The sequence below is a fragment of the Ruminococcus albus 7 = DSM 20455 genome, assembly GCF_000179635.2.
GTDB lineage: Bacteria > Bacillota > Clostridia > Oscillospirales > Ruminococcaceae > Hominimerdicola > Hominimerdicola alba.
Map to the genome: position 1 here is coordinate 319,069 of NC_014824.1, position 18,895 is coordinate 337,963.

Genomic DNA, 18,895 nt, shown 5'->3' on the forward strand with positions numbered 1-18,895 from the left:
TTAAGAACAAACAATAAATATGCTATAGAAATGTATGGAGAAGTTCATTATGAAAGAATTTAATGTAACAATTATCGAAACGCTTAAAAGGACTGTAACAGTTGAAGCTGAGGACTTATCAGGAGTTGAGTTTGAGACTCAGGAAGATAATACTGAAGCAGAAATAGAAACCGGATAAGGTGCGCAAACTGATAGCTTATAGAAACAGTGTGGCGTCTCTCTTTTGTGGGGAGACGCTTTTTATGTTTGTGTCACACGTGACACATTATAACTGCTGCAACGAGGAAAAATAATTAAAGGTATTAGAAATGCAGCGACAGGGCCTTTTTGTCGTATTAAGTTTTCGTATATAATATAGATAGAATGCATTATCGATAATCTGGGGTCAGACAGGTTATAGATGCTAAAATTATAGATATAAACGTAAAAATAGCAGAAAAAAAAGGGTGATATTATGATATACTATTGGGTAGCAGTAAACCGCAATTGCAAATTGGCAGGTGGAGTAAGAAACATAATTAAATCGGAAACGAACAAAGAAGAAGTACTAAAGAAAGATTATTATGAGGACTATAATAAATATCCAGGTGATCACTTCGTGCTTTTTAATACACTTAGGAAAGCACAGGAATATGCAGATAAGCTATCAGAAGAAAGCTAATGGAGAAACAGACAAGAAGAACTTAACAGAATTAGAAAAACTAAAAAGAAAAGACAATGATCTCTATTTCAGTAACGGAAAACCGAAAAAAATGCACATGATGTGCCGTGATCCTTCCTATATCAGAGAAATAATTCACATTAATGGAAGGTATATTTTGGATTGGTGCTGTGCCGGAGGCAGGTGTCCTTTCTATTCTACGGGCTGCGATGACAAAGGCAGAGAATGGGAGTAATAATTGTGGATATACTTAAGATAATTGGTACAACAGAAGACGAGTTGGAAATGGCAATGGCTCTTTCAGTAGTGAATCAGTATCTTGCTAACGAAACAGAGCAGGGTACAAAGGTCGGATTCGAGTATAACGGACAGTTTATCAGTAATATTTTTTTTGATGAAACAGGTAGAACAGACCTTTCCTTAGAAGAAGCTGTATCGAAGTACGGAATAAAGGAAGTTAAAAAGTTCTATCATGATGTTCTGAATGATTATGATGTATGGCTGGAAGCTGAAAGACAAGCTCTAGATTAAACAAAATTACAAGAAGAATATACTATGGCAAATTATAATTTCAGGCTGCTTAATGATTGTTCATCGGGTGAGTATGAGTTAAACGAGACAGGTGCTTGGATCAATGAAGCAAGCGGCAGTAAAGACTGGGACGGCTATATTTGCGAAGTGCTTATATAATAAATGCAAGCTCAAAACACTATATGAGACAATACAGAGGGATCAATCATGGCAGAAGCAGAACGTAACATACTTGTTATAATAAGAGGCATACCAAGTGTGCATCTTAAAGGTCATGTATCTCGACACTTCATTATAGGTGGGATGCGTTATGAGTATACGACCGGGACACAGGAATGCTCTGAAGAAGAGTTTATTGCTGCTTGTGAATCTAAAGGCTGGAAATGTATGATAGAAAATAACATCATCTACATTCAAGGAAAACACCATAAGGTGTTCATTGAACCTGAAGGAATGGTATTCATTGATGGCTATCCTTATTCTATAGAAGATCAGATATACGAACAAAACAAAAAATTTAGGTATTAAATAAGGAGTAATTATGCTGGATAAAAAGACAGAAGATAAAATAGAAACTCATCTTTTGAGTGCCGCAAAACTGCTCAGGAAGTTACAATTTGATGACTGGGCTTCCGATTTAGAAGCAGCTTCACACGCAATTCAGAAGGATTTTGAGGAAGAAGATAACGAATATACAAGAAAATTCGGCTTCAGTCACAGGGAAGTCGAATTATAGGTCAATATCCATATTAGTTAAGAAACGTCTCTCCTCGGAGGGGCGTTTCTTTTATACTATGGAATATGCATTGGCAGGAAAAAAACGATTATATAATCTGTTGTTTTCTGCTATAATCAATAAAGAAACATCATTGATAGCCTGGAGGTCAGACGGGTTGTTTACTATTTTGAATTGTCAAATACAATATATAGAAATCGGAGGAATTACAAATGTCAACTAAAATATATAACGGATTTCGTATGAGGGAATTATCCTCAAATGAACTTATTGTTTTCATCAATGAATTAAGAGAAAAGATCTCACCTACAGTCCATAACGCTTTTTGCATTGGTATTATACAAATAGCATCAAAAATAATTACTAAGTGCATAGAATACAACTTTGACTTTGAAGGAACTCCCGAAAAGGCGGAAAATGTAGAAAAATTCCTGAGAAGTTACTATCTTGCAAGTCTGACAACGACAACAATGGCTCAGAGAGCTCTTGGTAAGATGGATAAGGTGATCGATGATCTGGAATGGCCTTTTATCGGTGGCGTTATAAACATGGCTATTAATATTTACAAAAATGATACTATGAACGAAAACAAACAGTCTTGCTACAATGACGTCAGAAGTAGTATTGCGCTACTTCAGGGCAGCAAAGAAAAGACTTTATTCATGACGTTCGGAAATGTTTTCACAGACTGTATGTACGAACTTATAAAAAAGAACGATGAGCTCGTGTGAAGCCTCACACGACTAAAGTCGCGTGCTTCCTATAGTATCCTTACGGACACGCCCACTTTAGGCAGGCGGACTACGTTTCTACCATACAGCCTGAACTCAGAAAATTATGCTGTTTGAGCGATAAATTCCGCATTCAGGTTAACTAAGGTAGAGAACGTGCAGGTGCTTCTCTTACTGCATTGAGGTACTTTAGCCTCAATGAGCAACCTTGAATTCTCATCCAAGGATTTTAATATTTCACGTATGAAGTATCTTGCCCCTATATTATACGAAGCAGATAGATCGCAGTTGTAGGTCTTGCCATTTTGAAATTTGCATAGCTCATAGGTATTGAAACCACCGAATTTACCACGAAGTACAAAACCACTGCCATCGTATGCAAGGCGTGACGTATTCCATGCACAGATATGGCTTACTCTCATACCTAGTCTGTGAGCTTTATTCGTTACAATAGACTGAACTTCCTGACTGCGCCACAGCTTGAGCTTCTGCTTTTTAGAACCGCGGACCTTACCGTTCTTGTCTAAATGCTCAAATACAATAACATCTGCATTATAAAGAACGGCTATATCTACGATGCAGGCAGCAGTTTTAGTGGCAATGTCGTGATTGATTCCTTTGGCTTTTGCCCAAAGCCTTGGTGTTTTATAGTTACCATGCTGCTGAGCTTTTTTTATACGGTTAATGCTATGCATCAGATGGTCTGTTTCTTTGGTAAGCTTACAAAAATGCCTTCCAAGAATAGTGCCATCTGAACGCATTACGGAAACCGTAGCTGCGGTGTTGATCCCAAGGTCTACAGCAACAATGGTCTGCTCATACACAGATATATCTGCCAGTTTGACCTTTTCCTCAAACGGAAAGTCCAAAAACCACTTCTTGCCTCGTTTTTGAAGTGTTGGAGCGCATTCCTTGCGAAACCTGCAATATCTGTATATATAATCCATATCAGACTTTTTAAGGTTTATAGTTATCCAGTCCCATGTATTACGGATATAGACTTTGATCTGGGCAGTATAATCACCGGTCTGATTGTACATTACTGTACGATACATAGACGGGAATGAATAACCTGCTTTTGGATACGATGGTTCTCTGCCTACAGAATCTTTGATCCAGTTATCGAAATTGCTTTTGTAAGATGATACCTTGCCTATAGCCTCGTTAATAGCACCACGGCGCAGATAGCTTGGCATCTTATAGAATTTGGCATCAAAATCATAAATTGGATCGGGATTATCTTTTGTAGCATGGATCAGTGTTTCAATATATGTGAGTCTACTCACCCCTTTGAATGTAACAATGTTATCCCAATGATCCAGACAAACGCTGATAAGGTAATCTACAGCATGTCTGTATTCGATAACGGTATCTTTGAAAATGTTGTTGTAATGCTTGATCTTAACGCTGTATGTCGTATATATCTGCATACTGCAGACTCCCTCCTTATACTTGTTTTTTTGAGAATTAATGTAATCTGTTACATGTTTATGTTTAAGACTTCTGTCGCTTACAGTTGCTACAAAATACGATGGATTCCATATATATTATAGCAGATTTATTTAAGAATAAAAAATTATATATACTTAAAAGTTGTTCTGTGTTTGTGTCACGCGTGACACAAACAGAATTCAAATTTTCTTTTTATGAGGTTTAAGATGCAGAAAGACAGCTAATCTTACTCACTTAGATGTCTTTCACTTAAGAATTATAGTATTTGACATTCTTAAGTGAGGCTTACAGTTTACAAGACGAAGTATATGATCAGGACTTCTGTATTTGGTAGTTCTTACGATATGGTATTACAATGAATATACATACCCTCGACCATGCACAACAGAATGTCTAGAAATGCCGCCTAACTCATGACTAAAGTCACGAGCGTGCAGCGGCAAAATCGTCAAAGTACGAAATTGAAGAGTACGGCTATTGGAACAATACAGATGAGCCAGACGGAATCACAAATGAGGAATGGAAGAATTGTGGAGATGACTGGGACGCAGCATTACCCGGTTTAGGCGTCCCTTCAAGATGCGGTCTGTGTTCTTCCGATCTTATCGATCCTGATGTTCTATTTTCCGAAATAAAAATGGCTGAGGATGGAAGAATGAGGAAAATTATAAATGATTTTTCACTATTAAAATACGTTCATGCGTTAGTTTGCGATAAAACTATAAGCCACTTTGTAAAGATGGACAGTGAGTATGATGAAAAACTGTCATCGACTTATGCTTTAGTGGTAAAATACAGAGAAAAAATAGAAAAAGACGATCCTCAGATGAAGGATTATGCGGATAAGCTTGAAAACGAGATGATAGAACAGATATCGGACCGTTCCATAGAAGAAATACTATCTGGAAGCATACTCGAACTACTACCGAAATATACAAGCTATAAAAAAATGCGGAATGAAGGAGGAAATGATTATGATAATCAAGTATCATCATAAAACTGAACCCAATGCCGAAAAAACGTATAATACAGTCAGAGAATTAATGCGTAATGCTATTATTGTTGTAACAGGAACTCCCGGTATGGATCAGAAAACATTTGATCAACTGATGTTAATACGATTCGAACAGGATAGGAAAAAGGGAATAATCCTTGATTACAAAATAGAAAACTGAACTGCTGTGAAAACATCTCTCTTAGGAGGGATGTTTTTCATTTTAGTATAAAAATTAATTTGATTGTTAATAATATTTGTCCAATCAAAAGACTTGACGATGTATTTTATAAATGCTATAATATAAAGTAACACAAATTAATTATTTAGAAGAGGGATGGTATTATGTTTAACGCAAAAAAAATAGTTTCACTGGTTATGTCTGCGATTATTAGCAGTACAATGGTAACAGCGATACCCGCGAATGCGCAAGTTTACAAAAACGAATGCGCAGGTTTTAAGGCGGTAAAAGATTTAAAACTAGATGATGATGGAAATATATATGGTATGAAGTTCGATTCAATGCAGGGAATTGCTGGTGATTCTTCCTATATATATGTTGCAAAAAATCACAAAATATCCGAATCAGAACAATATGCGGTTATCTTTCGTTTAAATCCAAATAACAAAAATGAAGCCCCAACATTGATGTCGTTCGATACAAAAAAGAATAATGAAAAAAATGTAGCCGGTGATCTCAGTCATGCAAACGATATGTTCTTACTCAAGGAAAACGGTATCAGATATCTTTATGTTAGCACTGGAGAAGGTCAGATTATTAAACTTCAGATCGATGATTCAAAGAAAAAACTGAAAAAAGTTAAGAGGATAACGGTAAAGAAAAATGGTGATACAAGATTGAAATTTTCCGGACTTTCGGGTTTTGAAGATGAACTTAATAATAAGTCTAGATATAAAATTATTTTAAAGGATAAAAACGAGATATATACAGCAACGATCAACAAGAATAACACGAACGAGAGTATTCCGGCATATAAAAAGTTTGACCTGAAAACAAAAGTTCAGTTGCCCGGTAAGGATAAAAATGGCAAGAGCACAAATGTTCTCCATGATCTTTCTGAGAAAAAATATGCGAATCAGGGAATATCTTACTATAATGGAGATCTTTATGTAACATATTCAATGAATTCGGATGATAAAAGTGTTCCGCATAATAAAAGTTTTATCATTATATATAAGAATGTATACAATAAATTAAACAATTCAGGAACTTCCACAATAGCAAATCCATATGGTGAAGCCAAATTCTATTTTGAAAGCGGTTCTTACCCTGATCTTTTTGAAATTGAAGGTTGTGCTATTGTAAATAATACGGTTTTTTTTAATACCAATAGAAGAAAAACACCTTCAGATGCAAATTATGATGCCGTTCTTTATCTATCTAATTACAGACCATAATTAATACCAACGTCTCTCTACGGAGAGGCGTTTTTATGTGTGTTACAATAGTTCAAATAAATCTTTTGCTTTTATCTTCATCAATTTTATCATACAATAAATTTGTAGATGATTATTGATGATATGGAGGTAAAAAATATTCGAGCGTTAGTAATATCCTCAATATTTCATTTATATTAATATTTCTATTGACATGACTAATGAAAAGGGAGGAAATTATAATGTTTGATGTAAAAGTGATCACAAATGCTATTCATGAAGCACTTTTTTACGAAATGACATCTTTTCGCAGTAATGGATTTACTTATGAGATAATTTGCTGGAAACCAAATCCGGTCGAAATTCGGAATTCAAGAAGAATTTGCAGAATATATAGATTGAATCCTGCGGAAAAAGAACGAAATCGAATTACTTATTTAGAAATAAATGCAGATAACACATCAAAAGTGATCTGGAATGATTGCTTAAGTGAAGAAGATAAAAAAACTTTCACTGACGCTTTTAAAAACAACAATATTATGATCGCTTAACGCTCGACTTTTCAGCACCTCACGTAAAGAGGTGCTTTTTTTTGTTGTAACCGAAAACCCCCGGCTATGCCGGGGGTTCTAAAAAGCTTTAGCTATGAGTAGAAAAATAAAACCTCCTGTGATAAACTAAGAATAGGTCTGGCAACCGAAACTTAGAATAACAAGGAGGTATCGTCAATGACAAGAGACGATATAAATAGTTTAGCACATTCCAAGTGGAATTGCAAGTACCATGTAGTATTTGCCCCGAAATATCGAAGAATGGTGATTTATAATAAAATCAAAGTGGATATCGGAAAGATACTAAGAAAGTTGTGTGATCAAAAAGGAGTTAAAATAATCGAAGCAGAGGCGTGTCCTGATCATATACATATGCTGTTGTCTATTCCACCCAAATACAGTGTAGCAGAGATAATGGGATATTTGAAAGGCAAGAGTAGTTTGATGATATTTGACAGACACGCAAATCTGAAATATAAGTATGGCAACAGGCACTTCTGGTGCAGAGGATACTATGTTGATACAGTAGGAAAGAACAAGAAAAAGATAGCAGAGTACATCAGGAATCAGTTGCAGGAAGATATAGTGTGCGACCAGATCAGCCTGTTTGAGACAGTAGACCCATTTACAGGAGAAAAATACAAGAAAAAGTAGAAAACGAACACAAAATACCCCTTGAGGGGTTGCACGGGAATGAAATGCGGTTGACAGACCTTTCCCGACCCCTTAAGGGGTAGTGTCAGTATCATGCCCTTATAGGGCTAGTGCAAACCACCCGTTTAACGGGTGGTTTTGATTCACGCGTGATAAAACCCAAAAAATAAAACGTTCCACCGAAGTGAAACGTCTGGAAAAAATATTTTCTCTTTATTCTTCTAATCCTGTATCCTTAATGCAAACCACATATTATCGCTTGTAATAAAACTTAAGAGATCAATGATTTTTTCTGTAATGGCTTGATTGTTATATTCGGAATAACAAAAATTGATCTGTAAAATTTCTATATTTTGGGTTGTAGCATTTCTTTGTTCTGTAACTGAGACCACGTTCACACCGAGATACTTATTTTTAGAATTCTCGTAGATGGCAAGATTCTTATTATCCAGAGTTATATGTTGACTGTAAGAATACGGATCTTCTCTGGTATCTACATAGATTCTGTCATCAGGATCACTTTGAAGATGAAAAATACGTTTTTGAAAATGATTAGTTGAATCAAAAATAGATAAGAATGCGCTTGAATTTGCTGAGCATATTTTATAACAAAATACTTGGAAACTATTATTGTGTAAAAAACGCCTATTTTTAGCGCTTTGTAAAAATTCCGGTAAACAAAATGTTATAAAGCCATGATGTAAACCTTTAGGATTATCGCTAATAGAAACTTCTACGAGATAATCCCGTGTGATCTCACTTTTATAAGTGTTAGTATAGTACGGATAATTTTCTGGATCTAATTCACTTGCCAAGGAACCATAAAATGATTGTTCCATGGCGGGATTTTGAGCTTTTATAAGAATTGTTACATCGCTTTTTAATGCTGCCCAATCATCCTGTTTGCCGGCAGGAGAAAATCTAAAACAATTATTTGACATTAATACACCTTCTTTTTTCTATAATATAATTATACTAGATTTTTTTCTAATGGGAAAAAATTTTTTCTTGCTGTCGTTTTTATTACTCTAAATTTTCTGCTATTATATGATTGCATTTGTAATAATAAAAAATAAGGGAATGCATAATCTGATAATACACAGGAAAACGAAAGGATGATTTTTATGAGCAAAAAGTATAATAGGGTTCTGGCAGGAATTATATCATTAACGTTAATGTTTTCAATGACAATAACCGTATCAGCTGTTGAAAACGAAATGGATTCAAATTCGTATGATTCAAGCAATACGAGTGTAAGTTACCCTGAAGCCTCAACAAATAAGATAGCAGTAAATGATATTTATCTCATGGACAGTGAAGATATGAGTTTCGGAACCGTATATAATCCGGCTATATTAAGAAGTAATTCACCAAAATACTGTGGTTTGAAAGTCAAGCTGACCAAGCAAGGCGATATTACTTTAAGCATGACTGCAACTTCAAACAAAGTGTCACTTCTTTTTGTGGATTCAAACGGCAGCATAAAGGAAAAGTATGATTATACGGGAAGAACAAATGAAGTCGGTCAGATAAAACTGGCAAAAGTGCCGGCGGGAAACTATTATGTTGTTATATATAATAAAGGTGTAACATCAGATACAGTTGTTTCTGATCTGTTCATAAAATCCTCTGTTATCTTCGATATCACTGACACCGGTAAACTCAAGGCCACGACTGACTACTCAAAAAATGAGGCTGTTCCGGCATATAAATTCAAGTACAACGGTGTGGAACTTAAGGAAAATGTTGACTATAAGGTGCTCAGAACTTCCAGCAGCAACAAAAAGATCTCCGGAGGTATAGAATATTCTTTTACTGTTGAGATACAGGGCTTAGGAAACTATGTTGGTAAAACCTCCAGGACGTTCATAAACTCTGTAGATGATGAAAACAATAAGATCAATTTTATTGAATGTGAAGTAAGCGAACCGACGTATAAAGGCGAAAACCCTGTATTTGTTGTTAAACACAAAGGTAAAATCCTTACTGAAAACAAAGATTATAAGATCGTAATAAATACATCAGATGTTACTAAGTCCGGAGTTACTTACAGAACCTATAACTGCACATTTATAGGTATGGGAAATTATGCAGGAAGCTTCTCCTATAAAATAGAGAATCACAAAATTTCCGACACGACAAAGAAAAACATTTCCTCCTGCAGTATCACTCCGGTTTTCTCAAAAGGCGAATTCGTGAAGCTTATCGTTATGGATAACGATAAAACACTAGCTCAAAACACAGATTACACTTACACAGTCACTAAAACCGGGGAAACTGAAAAAAATGGGATCACTACTATTAGCTATGAAATAGTAGTGTATGGCATCGGCTCATACATAGGTTCCTGTACGGCAAACGGAACTACACAGAAAAACGGCAAGATCGTTTTAAATTTCAGTGATTACAGCGTTGGAGACAAAGAGTATACCGGCAGACAGATAACTCCGAATCCCACATTGGTAATAACCGATAGAAACGGAAAGGAGATCACTCTGAAAAAGGATGAAGATTATACTATAACCTATGGTTCTAACACTGCAGTAGGTTTTCTTGCAGGTAATTTTACAATTAAAGGAATAGGAAACTATACAGGAACTTCGTATATCCGGTTCAATATTGTCCCCGCAAAAATCAATGATATTAAAGGCTCACCTATCAGCGTCGGTTATACCGGAAAAGCTGCAACTCCGTTCAATGATAAAATTCGCCTTTCTGATGGAAGAGCTGTACTTTATGGTATAGATTATACTGTAGAGTATTCTAACAACGTTAAGATCGGAACAGCTACGGCAGTGATCAAGTTCAAGGGTAACTACCAGGGTACTGTAACAAAAAAATTCAGCATCGTAGAAGGAACAACGCTGTCAAAGGGAGATGTTAACGGAGATGGAAAAATCAACATAACTGATATAACTCTTGCAGCAGCTCATATAAAAGGCAGAAAGATCATTGACTCAAAAGATGACTTGCTCAGAGTTGACGTAAACGAAGACGGAAAAGTGAATATTACCGATATTGTAGTGATAGCAGCTCATATAAAAGGGAAAAAAACTCTGAAATAGAAAAAACTTGCAACACATCTGTTCTTAATAGAATGGATGTGTTTTGCTTTTTTAAATTACAAATCAATGAAAGATTTCATCCGGAATGAAATTATCTTGATAAGTTTTCTTGTATAATTATTTTAGGTTTACGCTTATTGATAAAATGGAGTCGCAGACCGAATATTATAATACGGAGGAATAAAAATGTTAGACGTAAAATCGATCAAAGAAAAATATCTCCCGGGAACCAGAGTGAAGCTTATTCACATGGATGATCCATATCATCCTGTTCCGGATAATACCTGCGGTACTGTCACTGAAGTTGATGACGTAGGTACTGTTCACGCAAAATTTGACAACGGAAGCGGTCTGGGGATATGTCTTGAAGTAGATAAGGTAGAGATAATTGAAATACCATATGTAAGAAAGCTTTATAGAACAGGTAAAGATTCGATCTCCTGCTATCCCATCAATGAAGATTCTGTAGAAATTAAACCAAGCAGCGTATTTGATGATGAATTTGATATCATTGAAAATGACGAAGAAAAAGATTACGGATACACAGAAATTAGCTTTGTAGAAGGGAAGTATCGTGCAGATTGCTGGAAACACAGGCTTCCGCTCAAAGAATTTAGCACATACGAAGAAGCGGTAAATGAGCTGAGAGAATGCTGTAGTTATTGCAGCGGTGATGAAAATACAATAGAGGAAGCTATTAACGATCATCTCATTTGGTGGTGTTCTCACGTTTTTGTTGAGGATATTAAAATTAATAATATTCCTGTTTTTGATTTGTCTGATGGTGAAATCAAAAATCTGCTTGATCGTGGTTTTTCAGGTAGCAGGATCTTTATTAGGAGGATATAATAAAAATGGGAAGTCTGCAAGGAAGAATGATATGCCCAAATTGCGGAGCTGAAGGAGTATATAACGAATCATAAAATAACTTGTTATTGTTCCGAATTGTCCGATGTAATCAAAAACTCGGTTTGAATCAATAGAATATAGTATTCAGTTAGACTGCTGCAGAAATGTGGCAGTTTTTTACTGTACTGTTCTTAATAAATATTTTTGCGTAAAAATCGAACTGTATATAAAAATTCCTAAAAAAAATATAAAGCGAGGCGATTTTTTTTTATTTTCAATAATTTTCTTATATAATAAGAGTACAAAGCTTTCAAATAAACAACCAAACAATATTAAATCATGAAAGGAGAATTATGAATGAATAATTCTATCACAAGACTGAAAGCATCAGCAAAAACAACTCCTAAGAACCTTGCATGGGCAATCGTCTCTGCACTCAGCGGTAACAGTGAAAAAGTTGAGATAACAGCAGTTGGAGCCGCAGCAACAAACCAGGTAGTGAAGGCTTTAGCAATTGCTCGCGGAATGGCTATTACCAAGAATAGGGACGTTATCAGTAAAACGTCTTTTGCAACGCTGGAAATCGATTCTAAGCAGGTTACGGGTATAATGTTTGATTGTAGCTTCCAGTAATACTTTAAAAAAGAGGCTGTTGCAACCGCAGCACCCTCTAACCATATCCGAACATCAGAGTAAAAAAATATTAACTGGTGAAATAAGCTGTTTCATTGCGCACACCCCCAAGCCCTCTTCAAAAAAGAGGACTCGGGGGTGTTATGTTCTGCTGGTTTTTATGCCGTTTTCAGTTCAAAAAGAGAAATTCCAAGTCGGTTTTCTGAAATCTTTGCAAAAAGCTTCTTTATGTTGTATGCAAGTCCCAGCAAAAGGAACTCAGTTCTGATATGATGATTTATGATGTCCTTTTCCGTAAACTCGTTCAATACCGAATTTTATCATAAGAGAAGACAGGGTCGAGATCATTTCCGATACTCCTGTATTTTCGGGGAATCTCACACCATAAGCATAATTTATCTCATCAAGTATCTCAGGCAGTTTGGTACGAAGTTTCTGCTCGTTTTTTGAGATCGCCTTTTTCCAGACGAATGTATATCTGTTTGCATTAGCTTCGATCTTGGTGCCATCAATGAACAGGTTCTCGCCGCTTATCTCTTTCATATTCAAAAGATACTTTACAACAGTGTAAAACACACGCTCGATCTGTTCTCCCATTTTCTGTCGAAATCTTGAGATAGTGCTGTGATCCGGAGCTCCAAAGCCATCGAGAAGCCACATGAAATGGATATCTCTTTTGCAGAGCTGTTCAATCTTACGGCTTGAAAAAGAGTCGTTCATGTAGCCGTAGATGAGTATCTTCATCATGATATCCTCGGGTATGGCGCCATTCCACTTGCTTACTATCGTGTATTCTTCTTTTTGATAGATCTCATCTATAACATTGCTCAATACTCTGACAGGTGAGCTTCCTTCGATGTAGATCTCATAATTCATGTTAAGACGCACTTGACAATTTCTCATTTTTGTGGTACAATCCTTTCGGTGGTTTAATGGTTTTTGCAATTATATTATACCACAAAAAGAAGAGCTGGCACCTTTCATTTCAGGTCTGTGCCAGGCTCTTTTTCTTTGTTGGGGCTGCAACAGCCCCTTGACTTTTATTCATTTGAAAACAATTACATCCAAAACTATCAATTAGGTGATATGATATCATACAACTTTAATGATGAACTATCATTGAATCAAACACTTTATGTACAGAAACAGGGCGCAATGGTAATGGATATATCGAATCTTGTAATGTTACGTGCCAGTATGGCATACGCACTGCTATATAAGTTTGAAAGGATTAATCATGAACCAAAGAATTATGAACGAAAAAGATTTCAGCATTCCTCAAATTGTAGAAAGCAATGATGAATATGTAGAAAAAGTTATTGCTATACTGAATAATTACAAAACAGTGATTCACGGAAGCATTAGTACAAAATATGAAACGGCTCTTTTGAAAGATGTTGATTTTGTATGCAATACTCTATTAGAAGCATTAATTCTTGGAACTAAAAGTAAATTTCCAGAAATGGATGAAAAAATGAAAAATCTGATAGGTTACTATTTAGTGGATGAATTTTGGGTTTCAGAATTAGATCATAACTATGCTTTCCGTGGTGTAACATATTTTGAAAAATTACATAGTCAGGGTTTTGTGCAACAATATGAAAAGCTGAAAGAAAATGACTTAACATTTTTTCGTGCAGTTTGCCAAAAAGAGACTCCGGATATAAACCGAATGCTCAATTGTCCTTTTTCATCTATATCTTATGCATCTGCCGGAAGATTTTCTAATCAAGGTGCGTCATGTATGTATTTAGGGACAACATCTTATGTTTGTGCTAAGGAACTGCGATTTGATGAGAAAACATACAGTCACTTACACGTATCCGCTATCAAATTTAACGAGCTTGGCAAGAAATTAAAAATCCTGAATCTTGCATCATCAAAATATTTTAACATTTATGATAGAAGAGATAGTAATAATATAATTCTCAAAGAAATCTGGTTATCTCATCTAAAACTCTATCCCATCATTATTGCAACTTCTTTTGTTGTAGAAAATCACGCCAATGGTGAGATCAAATACGAGTATTTACTGTCACAGAGTTTGATGCGCACATTGAAAGAGAACGGAATAAACGGAATAGCTTATGCTTCTAAAAGAAATACTAATAGCGACTTTGCAATTCCGCACAATATAAACTTGGCGATTTTAGTAGATGATGTCAGTGAAGAAAATGATTACGGAACGCTAAAAAACTATTTATCAATTACAGAACCCCAAAAATTTACACAGTCGTTTGTTGACAAGATATCGGAATCAAATGATAATATCGAGCATCATAGCTATGTCAACAGTAATTTCAGTGATCCTCATGACTTCAATTCAAAAATCCATTTGCAGGGTGATAACGAACTATATTCTAGTTCGCCATACAGCATATTTGACGATTATCTTGTAAACCAACCATTCAAAGACGGAAACCAATTATAAAATCACAGCGCCTACGCACTAACTCAAGTGAATAGGCGCAAGATTTCCTCTCCGTGACATAATTGTTTCTCCCTCCTGACAATTATCTTGACGGCATAAACTCTTTAATAGTTATCTACGTTTGCTTTTGTGGCTACAAACAACAAGGTTAAGTCTTGTCCGCTCCCAATAATTGTAATTATCGACGAACTTTAAACAAAGTGTTTGGAAAATGTGCATATTTCCTTGACTTTAACTATTCTTTGCTGTATAATATTAAGGTGAATATGTTATAACAATACAACGTATTTTCATATCGTTCTGTGTTTCAATGATATTTTTTCACACAGGTCGGTATTTTTTATGATTTTTGGAATTTCCTTAATCATTGCGATTAAAGAAATATTGATAATAGTGCCTTTTATAACTTTTTTAGTATACTCGCTAAGCCAATAAAACAGTGTGGAGAGGAATGAGCATAATGGCTTTAACGTATAAAATTTCATCTTTTGTTAAGAACATAACATCTCCTGTCATAGTTTTAATTGGCAATAAGGAAACAGAGTTTCAGAATGGCAGTGCAGCATATGAAAAATCGTATGATAAGAATTATTTGGTTGCGGAAATCAGAGCTAAGGACAATAAGGTATGCATTGTTCTGAAAGAAAATGATAAAACCAATGATATTAACTGGATTGGCGAAGAACAGGCTTCGTTTTTTTGATATGAACAAATTACTTATACTTGGTGCAGGACAATACGGGAAGGTCGCTTATGAGATAGCTAAAGCTATGGAACGATTTGAGCGTATTTCTTTTCTTGATGATTATTCTTCGGTTGCGATCGGCAAACTTAATGACTTTGATAAATATATAGGCGAATACAATAGTGCTGTTGTCGCTATCGGCAATGTAGTAATGCGGCTAAAATTGATTGAACAGCTTGAAAACGCTGGATATGATATTCCCGTTCTGATATCCCCGAGAGCATATGTTGCTCCGAGTGCTGTGATAGGCAAGGGTAGTTTTGTTGAGCCTATGACCGTCGTGCATACAGAATCGGTTATCGGCATTGGCTGCATCATTTCCGCAGGAGCGGTAGTAAATCACAATGCGATTGTTGGCGATGGTTGTCACATTGATTGTGGTTCGATAATCGGTGCAAGGGTAAATACTCCAAGGTACATTACAACAAAATACGGAGAGATTATCACACAAAATTAAGTAAGCGAGGGATGTTTGATTGAATAAAGCAAAGATCAAAAAGGCGGCTACGATAACAGGAGCTGCTTTAGGCTTAGCATTTATTGTTATGCGAAAGATTGCTAAACATCAAATGGCAAATGATAAATATAGAAATGATCAGTCCGAGCAAAATCCAATGTATAAGAAAAGGGTTGTTTTTATCGAAGATGATAATGATCCTGTGAATGCTGACGGAAAACGAGGACACCTTGAAGCTGTTGGAATAAGTGAACATATTCAAACATTTTATGAAAAGTACATCAAGCGAGCATTGGATATTATCCTCTCTTTTTGTGGTATGGTGGTGCTTGCACCCGTATATGCAATGGCAGCTATTGCTATTAAGATAGACGATCCCGGTCCGGTGATTTTCAAACAGAAAAGAATATCTGAGCAGACAGGCTATTTTGATGTGCTGAAATTCCGTTCGATGAGAATGGATACACCCCGAAATATGCCCACGCACCAGTTATCCAATCCGGATCAATACCTACTACGAACTGGCAAACTTATCAGAAAATGCAGCATCGACGAACTTCCGCAACTGTGGAACTGCTTTGTTGGTTCGATGAGTATTATTGGACCACGCCCTGCGTTGTGGAATCAAGATTATTTGACTGCCGAACGAGACAAGTACGGTGCAAATGATATAAAGCCTGGACTTACAGGTCTGGCACAGGTGCACGGCAGAGATGAGTTGGAGATTCCGGACAAGGCAAAGCTGGACGGCGAATATGCCGCAGCACTCAAGAAGTCAAGCTGGTCGGGTCTGAAAATGGATATAAAGGTATTTGTAGATTCGGTAAAGGCTGTTCTCAAGAGCGACGGCGTTGTTGAGGGTGGAACCGGAGAGATTCATAAGCAGGAAGAGAATGAAAAGGTGTCGTAAATGAAGAAGATCCTTATAACGGGTGCGAACAGTTACATAGGCACTTCGTTTGAAAAATATATGGCGCATTTCGGTGCTGAATACCAGATCGATACTGTTGATATGATCGGTGATGCTTGGAAGAGTAAGGATTTTTCCGAGTATGATTGTGTTTTTCATGTGGCTGGTATCGCGCATTCCGACAACGGCAAGATCAGCAAAGAGAAGGAAAAGCTGTATTATGCTGTAAACACTGATCTTACTATTGAAACTGCGAAGAAAGCTAAAGCCGAAGGCGTTAAGCAATTTATTTTCATGAGCAGCGCAATAGTTTACGGCAACAGCGGACCTATTGGTAAAGGCAAGCGTATCACAAAGGATACACCTCTCAGACCTGCAAACTGCTACGGTGACAGCAAAGTACAGGCAGAGAACGGTCTGCGTAAGCTTGATGATGACAATTTCAAGGTCGTTATCCTGCGCCCTCCAATGATCTATGGCAAAGGCAGCAAGGGCAATTACCCGCTGATGTCCAAAATGGCACAGAAGCTGCCTGTATTCCCTTACGTCAAAAACAGACGCTCGATGCTTTACATTGAGAACCTGTGCGAGTTTATCCGACTGATGATCGAGAAAAACGAGCAGGGTACATTCTGGCCGCAGAATAAGGAGTATAGCAATACTTCAGAAATGGTCAAGATGATCGGTGCGGCTCACGGTAAGAACGTGCATCTGATCCACGGATTTGAGTGGGCATTGAAGATTCTGGGACTGTTCACCGGTCTTGTGTACAAGGCGTTTGGAAATCTGTATTATGACAGAAGTTTGAGCATATACAAAAGCAATTATAGAGTATGCAGTTTAGCAGAAAGTATAAAGCGAACTGAGGAATGAAAATGAATAAAAAACACATCCTGGTCATAACACAATATTTTTATCCTGAACAGTTCAGGATAAACGATATGTGCGCTGAATGGGTCAAGAGGGGCTATGAGGTCACAGTTGTTACCGGTTATCCTAATTATCCGCAGGGTGAATACTATGATGGATATGGCTGGTTCAGGCATACAAAACAGAAATGGAAGGGCGTAAAGATAATACGACTGCCGCTAACAGCAAGAAAACAAGGCTCTGTAAGACTTGCGCTGAATTATCTGTCATTTGTTATCTCAGGTTTAATCTGGGCAAAGACGACAAATGTTAAAGCCGATTATGTTTTTACATATGAAGTTTCTCCCATGACACAGGCGCTTGTTGGTGTATGGTATTCCAAAAGAAGAAAAATACCCAATTATTTGTACGTTACTGATTTATGGCCTGAAAACGTCGAGATTATAACGGGAATAAAAAGTAAGTGGATAATTACTCCAATTCAATGGATGGTAGATTACATATATAAAAGAAATAACCGTATATTGACTTCTTCTAAAAGTTTTATCAAATCAATCAGTAAACGGCGTATACCATTTAATAAGATAGAGTTTTGGCCTCAGTATGCAGAAGAGTTCTATAAACCAATTATTCATCCTCAATATAATGAAATACCCCAGGATGGTATTTTTAATATAGTGTTTGCAGGTAATATTGGTTATGCTCAAGGGTTAGGAATATTGGTTGATAGTGCTAAGCAATTATTATCAAAAGGCATTTTGGTTAGATTTAATATAATTGGAAATGGTAGGTATTTGCCTGAACTAAAGAAATTAGTTAAGGATAGTAAAACAGATGATTACTTTAATTTTATAGACAGAAAGAATCCTGAAGAAATCCCAAGTTACATTTCTTCTGCTGATGCTTCTCTTATTTGTCTATCCAAAAGTGAAGTGTTCTCTATTACAATACCTGCTAAAACTCAATCATGTATGGCTTGTGGTAAGCCAATATTGGTTTCGGCTGATGGTGAGGTTCAAGACATTATTAAAGAAGCTAAAGCCGGACTTGTAAGTGGATCAGAGGATGTTGATGCACTTACTAATAATATAGTATTACTTAAAAATACTAGTATAAATGAATTGAATGAAATGGGCAATAATGCATTAAAATACTATTCTGAAAACTTTGAAAAGAAGAAGCTGATGGATAGAATGGACAAAATACTAGAAGGGTCTTGATTATAAT

At 36.2% G+C, this 18,895-nt stretch carries 24 protein-coding genes; 21 read left to right on the forward strand and 3 right to left on the reverse strand.

What is annotated here, in order from left to right; all coding sequences use genetic code 11:
- Positions 1 to 49 precede the first annotated feature (49 nt).
- The 7 genes from RUMAL_RS22750 (at position 50) to RUMAL_RS18220 (ending at position 2,659) form a co-directional block, all read left to right on the forward strand.
- On the forward strand, positions 50 to 178 hold the full coding sequence (locus RUMAL_RS22750; RefSeq protein ID WP_013483562.1) for a DpnD/PcfM family protein: 129 nt from the start codon (positions 50 to 52) through the stop codon (positions 176 to 178).
- 454 nt (positions 179 to 632) lie between these two features.
- Positions 633 to 896 carry a hypothetical protein gene (locus RUMAL_RS18200; RefSeq protein ID WP_013483564.1) on the forward strand — a complete coding sequence of 88 codons (264 nt, stop codon included), beginning with the start codon at positions 633 to 635 and terminating at the stop codon, positions 894 to 896.
- 5 nt (positions 897 to 901) lie between these two features.
- Positions 902 to 1,192, forward strand: a complete 291-nt coding sequence (locus RUMAL_RS18205; protein ID WP_028504369.1) for a hypothetical protein — start codon at positions 902 to 904, stop codon at positions 1,190 to 1,192.
- 24 nt (positions 1,193 to 1,216) lie between these two features.
- Positions 1,217 to 1,351 carry a hypothetical protein gene (locus RUMAL_RS22755; protein WP_272868109.1) on the forward strand — a complete coding sequence of 45 codons (135 nt, stop codon included), beginning with the start codon at positions 1,217 to 1,219 and terminating at the stop codon, positions 1,349 to 1,351.
- 48 nt (positions 1,352 to 1,399) lie between these two features.
- A complete protein-coding gene (locus RUMAL_RS18210; RefSeq protein WP_013483566.1) occupies positions 1,400 to 1,720 on the forward strand; it encodes a hypothetical protein in 321 nt (106 codons plus the stop codon).
- A gap of 13 nt (positions 1,721 to 1,733) precedes the next feature.
- Positions 1,734 to 1,928, forward strand: a complete 195-nt coding sequence (locus RUMAL_RS18215) for a hypothetical protein (protein ID WP_013483567.1) — start codon at positions 1,734 to 1,736, stop codon at positions 1,926 to 1,928.
- A 212-nt stretch (positions 1,929 to 2,140) separates the two neighbouring features.
- On the forward strand, positions 2,141 to 2,659 hold the full coding sequence (locus RUMAL_RS18220; RefSeq protein WP_013483568.1) for a hypothetical protein: 519 nt from the start codon (positions 2,141 to 2,143) through the stop codon (positions 2,657 to 2,659).
- Between the two features lie 104 nt (positions 2,660 to 2,763).
- Here RUMAL_RS18220 and RUMAL_RS18225 read toward each other — a convergent pair whose 3' ends face one another.
- Positions 2,764 to 4,089, reverse strand: a complete 1,326-nt coding sequence (locus RUMAL_RS18225; protein ID WP_013483569.1) for an IS200/IS605 family element transposase accessory protein TnpB — start codon at positions 4,087 to 4,089, stop codon at positions 2,764 to 2,766.
- A gap of 677 nt (positions 4,090 to 4,766) precedes the next feature.
- Between RUMAL_RS18225 and RUMAL_RS18230 the strand changes: the two genes are divergently transcribed.
- The 5 genes from RUMAL_RS18230 to tnpA all read left to right on the forward strand — a co-directional run bounded on the left by RUMAL_RS18230 (position 4,767) and on the right by tnpA (position 7,708).
- Positions 4,767 to 5,108 carry a hypothetical protein gene (locus tag RUMAL_RS18230; protein WP_013483570.1) on the forward strand — a complete coding sequence of 114 codons (342 nt, stop codon included), beginning with the start codon at positions 4,767 to 4,769 and terminating at the stop codon, positions 5,106 to 5,108.
- Positions 5,086 to 5,286, forward strand: a complete 201-nt coding sequence (locus RUMAL_RS18235) for a hypothetical protein (RefSeq protein WP_013483571.1) — start codon at positions 5,086 to 5,088, stop codon at positions 5,284 to 5,286. Before RUMAL_RS18230 ends, RUMAL_RS18235 begins: the two co-directional genes overlap by 23 nt.
- 164 nt (positions 5,287 to 5,450) lie before the next feature.
- The gene (locus RUMAL_RS18240; protein WP_013483572.1) at positions 5,451 to 6,524 is read left to right on the forward strand and encodes a hypothetical protein; all 1,074 of its coding nucleotides are present in this window, start codon (positions 5,451 to 5,453) and stop codon (positions 6,522 to 6,524) included.
- Between the two features lie 221 nt (positions 6,525 to 6,745).
- Positions 6,746 to 7,054 (forward strand): hypothetical protein, encoded by a 309-nt coding sequence (locus RUMAL_RS18245; RefSeq protein WP_013483573.1) that lies wholly within the window; start codon positions 6,746 to 6,748, stop codon positions 7,052 to 7,054.
- A 177-nt stretch (positions 7,055 to 7,231) separates the two neighbouring features.
- Positions 7,232 to 7,708: an IS200/IS605 family transposase gene (gene tnpA, locus RUMAL_RS18250; RefSeq protein ID WP_013483574.1), complete on the forward strand. Its 477-nt coding sequence runs from the start codon at positions 7,232 to 7,234 to the stop codon at positions 7,706 to 7,708.
- A 221-nt stretch (positions 7,709 to 7,929) separates the two neighbouring features.
- On the opposite strand, the gene RUMAL_RS18255 is transcribed toward tnpA, so the two are convergent.
- The gene (locus RUMAL_RS18255; RefSeq protein ID WP_013483575.1) at positions 7,930 to 8,649 is read right to left on the reverse strand and encodes a hypothetical protein; all 720 of its coding nucleotides are present in this window, start codon (positions 8,647 to 8,649) and stop codon (positions 7,930 to 7,932) included.
- Between the two features lie 183 nt (positions 8,650 to 8,832).
- Between RUMAL_RS18255 and RUMAL_RS18260 the strand changes: the two genes are divergently transcribed.
- From RUMAL_RS18260 to RUMAL_RS18270, 3 genes are all read left to right on the forward strand, one after another.
- Positions 8,833 to 10,773, forward strand: coding sequence for a dockerin type I repeat-containing protein (locus RUMAL_RS18260; protein WP_013483576.1), 1,941 nt, complete (start codon positions 8,833 to 8,835; stop codon positions 10,771 to 10,773).
- A 186-nt stretch (positions 10,774 to 10,959) separates the two neighbouring features.
- The gene (locus RUMAL_RS18265; protein WP_013483577.1) at positions 10,960 to 11,622 is read left to right on the forward strand and encodes a DUF4314 domain-containing protein; all 663 of its coding nucleotides are present in this window, start codon (positions 10,960 to 10,962) and stop codon (positions 11,620 to 11,622) included.
- 357 nt (positions 11,623 to 11,979) lie between these two features.
- Entirely contained in the window at positions 11,980 to 12,255 is a 276-nt protein-coding gene (locus RUMAL_RS18270; RefSeq protein ID WP_013483578.1) for a stage V sporulation protein S, read from the forward strand.
- Positions 12,256 to 12,513: 258 nt separating this feature from the next.
- Here the strand turns inward: RUMAL_RS18270 and RUMAL_RS18275 are convergent, their stop codons facing one another.
- Positions 12,514 to 13,158: a transposase gene (locus RUMAL_RS18275; protein WP_013483579.1), complete on the reverse strand. Its 645-nt coding sequence runs from the start codon at positions 13,156 to 13,158 to the stop codon at positions 12,514 to 12,516.
- Positions 13,159 to 13,507: 349 nt separating this feature from the next.
- On the opposite strand from RUMAL_RS18275, the gene RUMAL_RS18280 reads away from it, so the two are divergent.
- The 6 genes from RUMAL_RS18280 to RUMAL_RS18305 all read left to right on the forward strand — a co-directional run bounded on the left by RUMAL_RS18280 (position 13,508) and on the right by RUMAL_RS18305 (position 18,888).
- On the forward strand, positions 13,508 to 14,686 hold the full coding sequence (locus tag RUMAL_RS18280) for an RES domain-containing protein (RefSeq protein ID WP_161635474.1): 1,179 nt from the start codon (positions 13,508 to 13,510) through the stop codon (positions 14,684 to 14,686).
- Between the two features lie 451 nt (positions 14,687 to 15,137).
- Positions 15,138 to 15,389, forward strand: coding sequence for a hypothetical protein (locus RUMAL_RS18285; protein ID WP_157865506.1), 252 nt, complete (start codon positions 15,138 to 15,140; stop codon positions 15,387 to 15,389).
- Between the two features lies 1 nt (position 15,390).
- Entirely contained in the window at positions 15,391 to 15,888 is a 498-nt protein-coding gene (locus tag RUMAL_RS18290) for a PglD-related sugar-binding protein (RefSeq protein WP_154662850.1), read from the forward strand.
- A gap of 19 nt (positions 15,889 to 15,907) precedes the next feature.
- The gene (locus RUMAL_RS18295; protein ID WP_013483583.1) at positions 15,908 to 16,798 is read left to right on the forward strand and encodes a sugar transferase; all 891 of its coding nucleotides are present in this window, start codon (positions 15,908 to 15,910) and stop codon (positions 16,796 to 16,798) included.
- Positions 16,799 to 17,671 (forward strand): NAD-dependent epimerase/dehydratase family protein, encoded by an 873-nt coding sequence (locus RUMAL_RS18300; protein WP_013483584.1) that lies wholly within the window; start codon positions 16,799 to 16,801, stop codon positions 17,669 to 17,671. It begins immediately after the preceding gene.
- 2 nt (positions 17,672 to 17,673) lie between these two features.
- Positions 17,674 to 18,888, forward strand: a complete 1,215-nt coding sequence (locus RUMAL_RS18305; RefSeq protein WP_013483585.1) for a glycosyltransferase family 4 protein — start codon at positions 17,674 to 17,676, stop codon at positions 18,886 to 18,888.
- Positions 18,889 to 18,895: the final 7 nt, after the last annotated feature.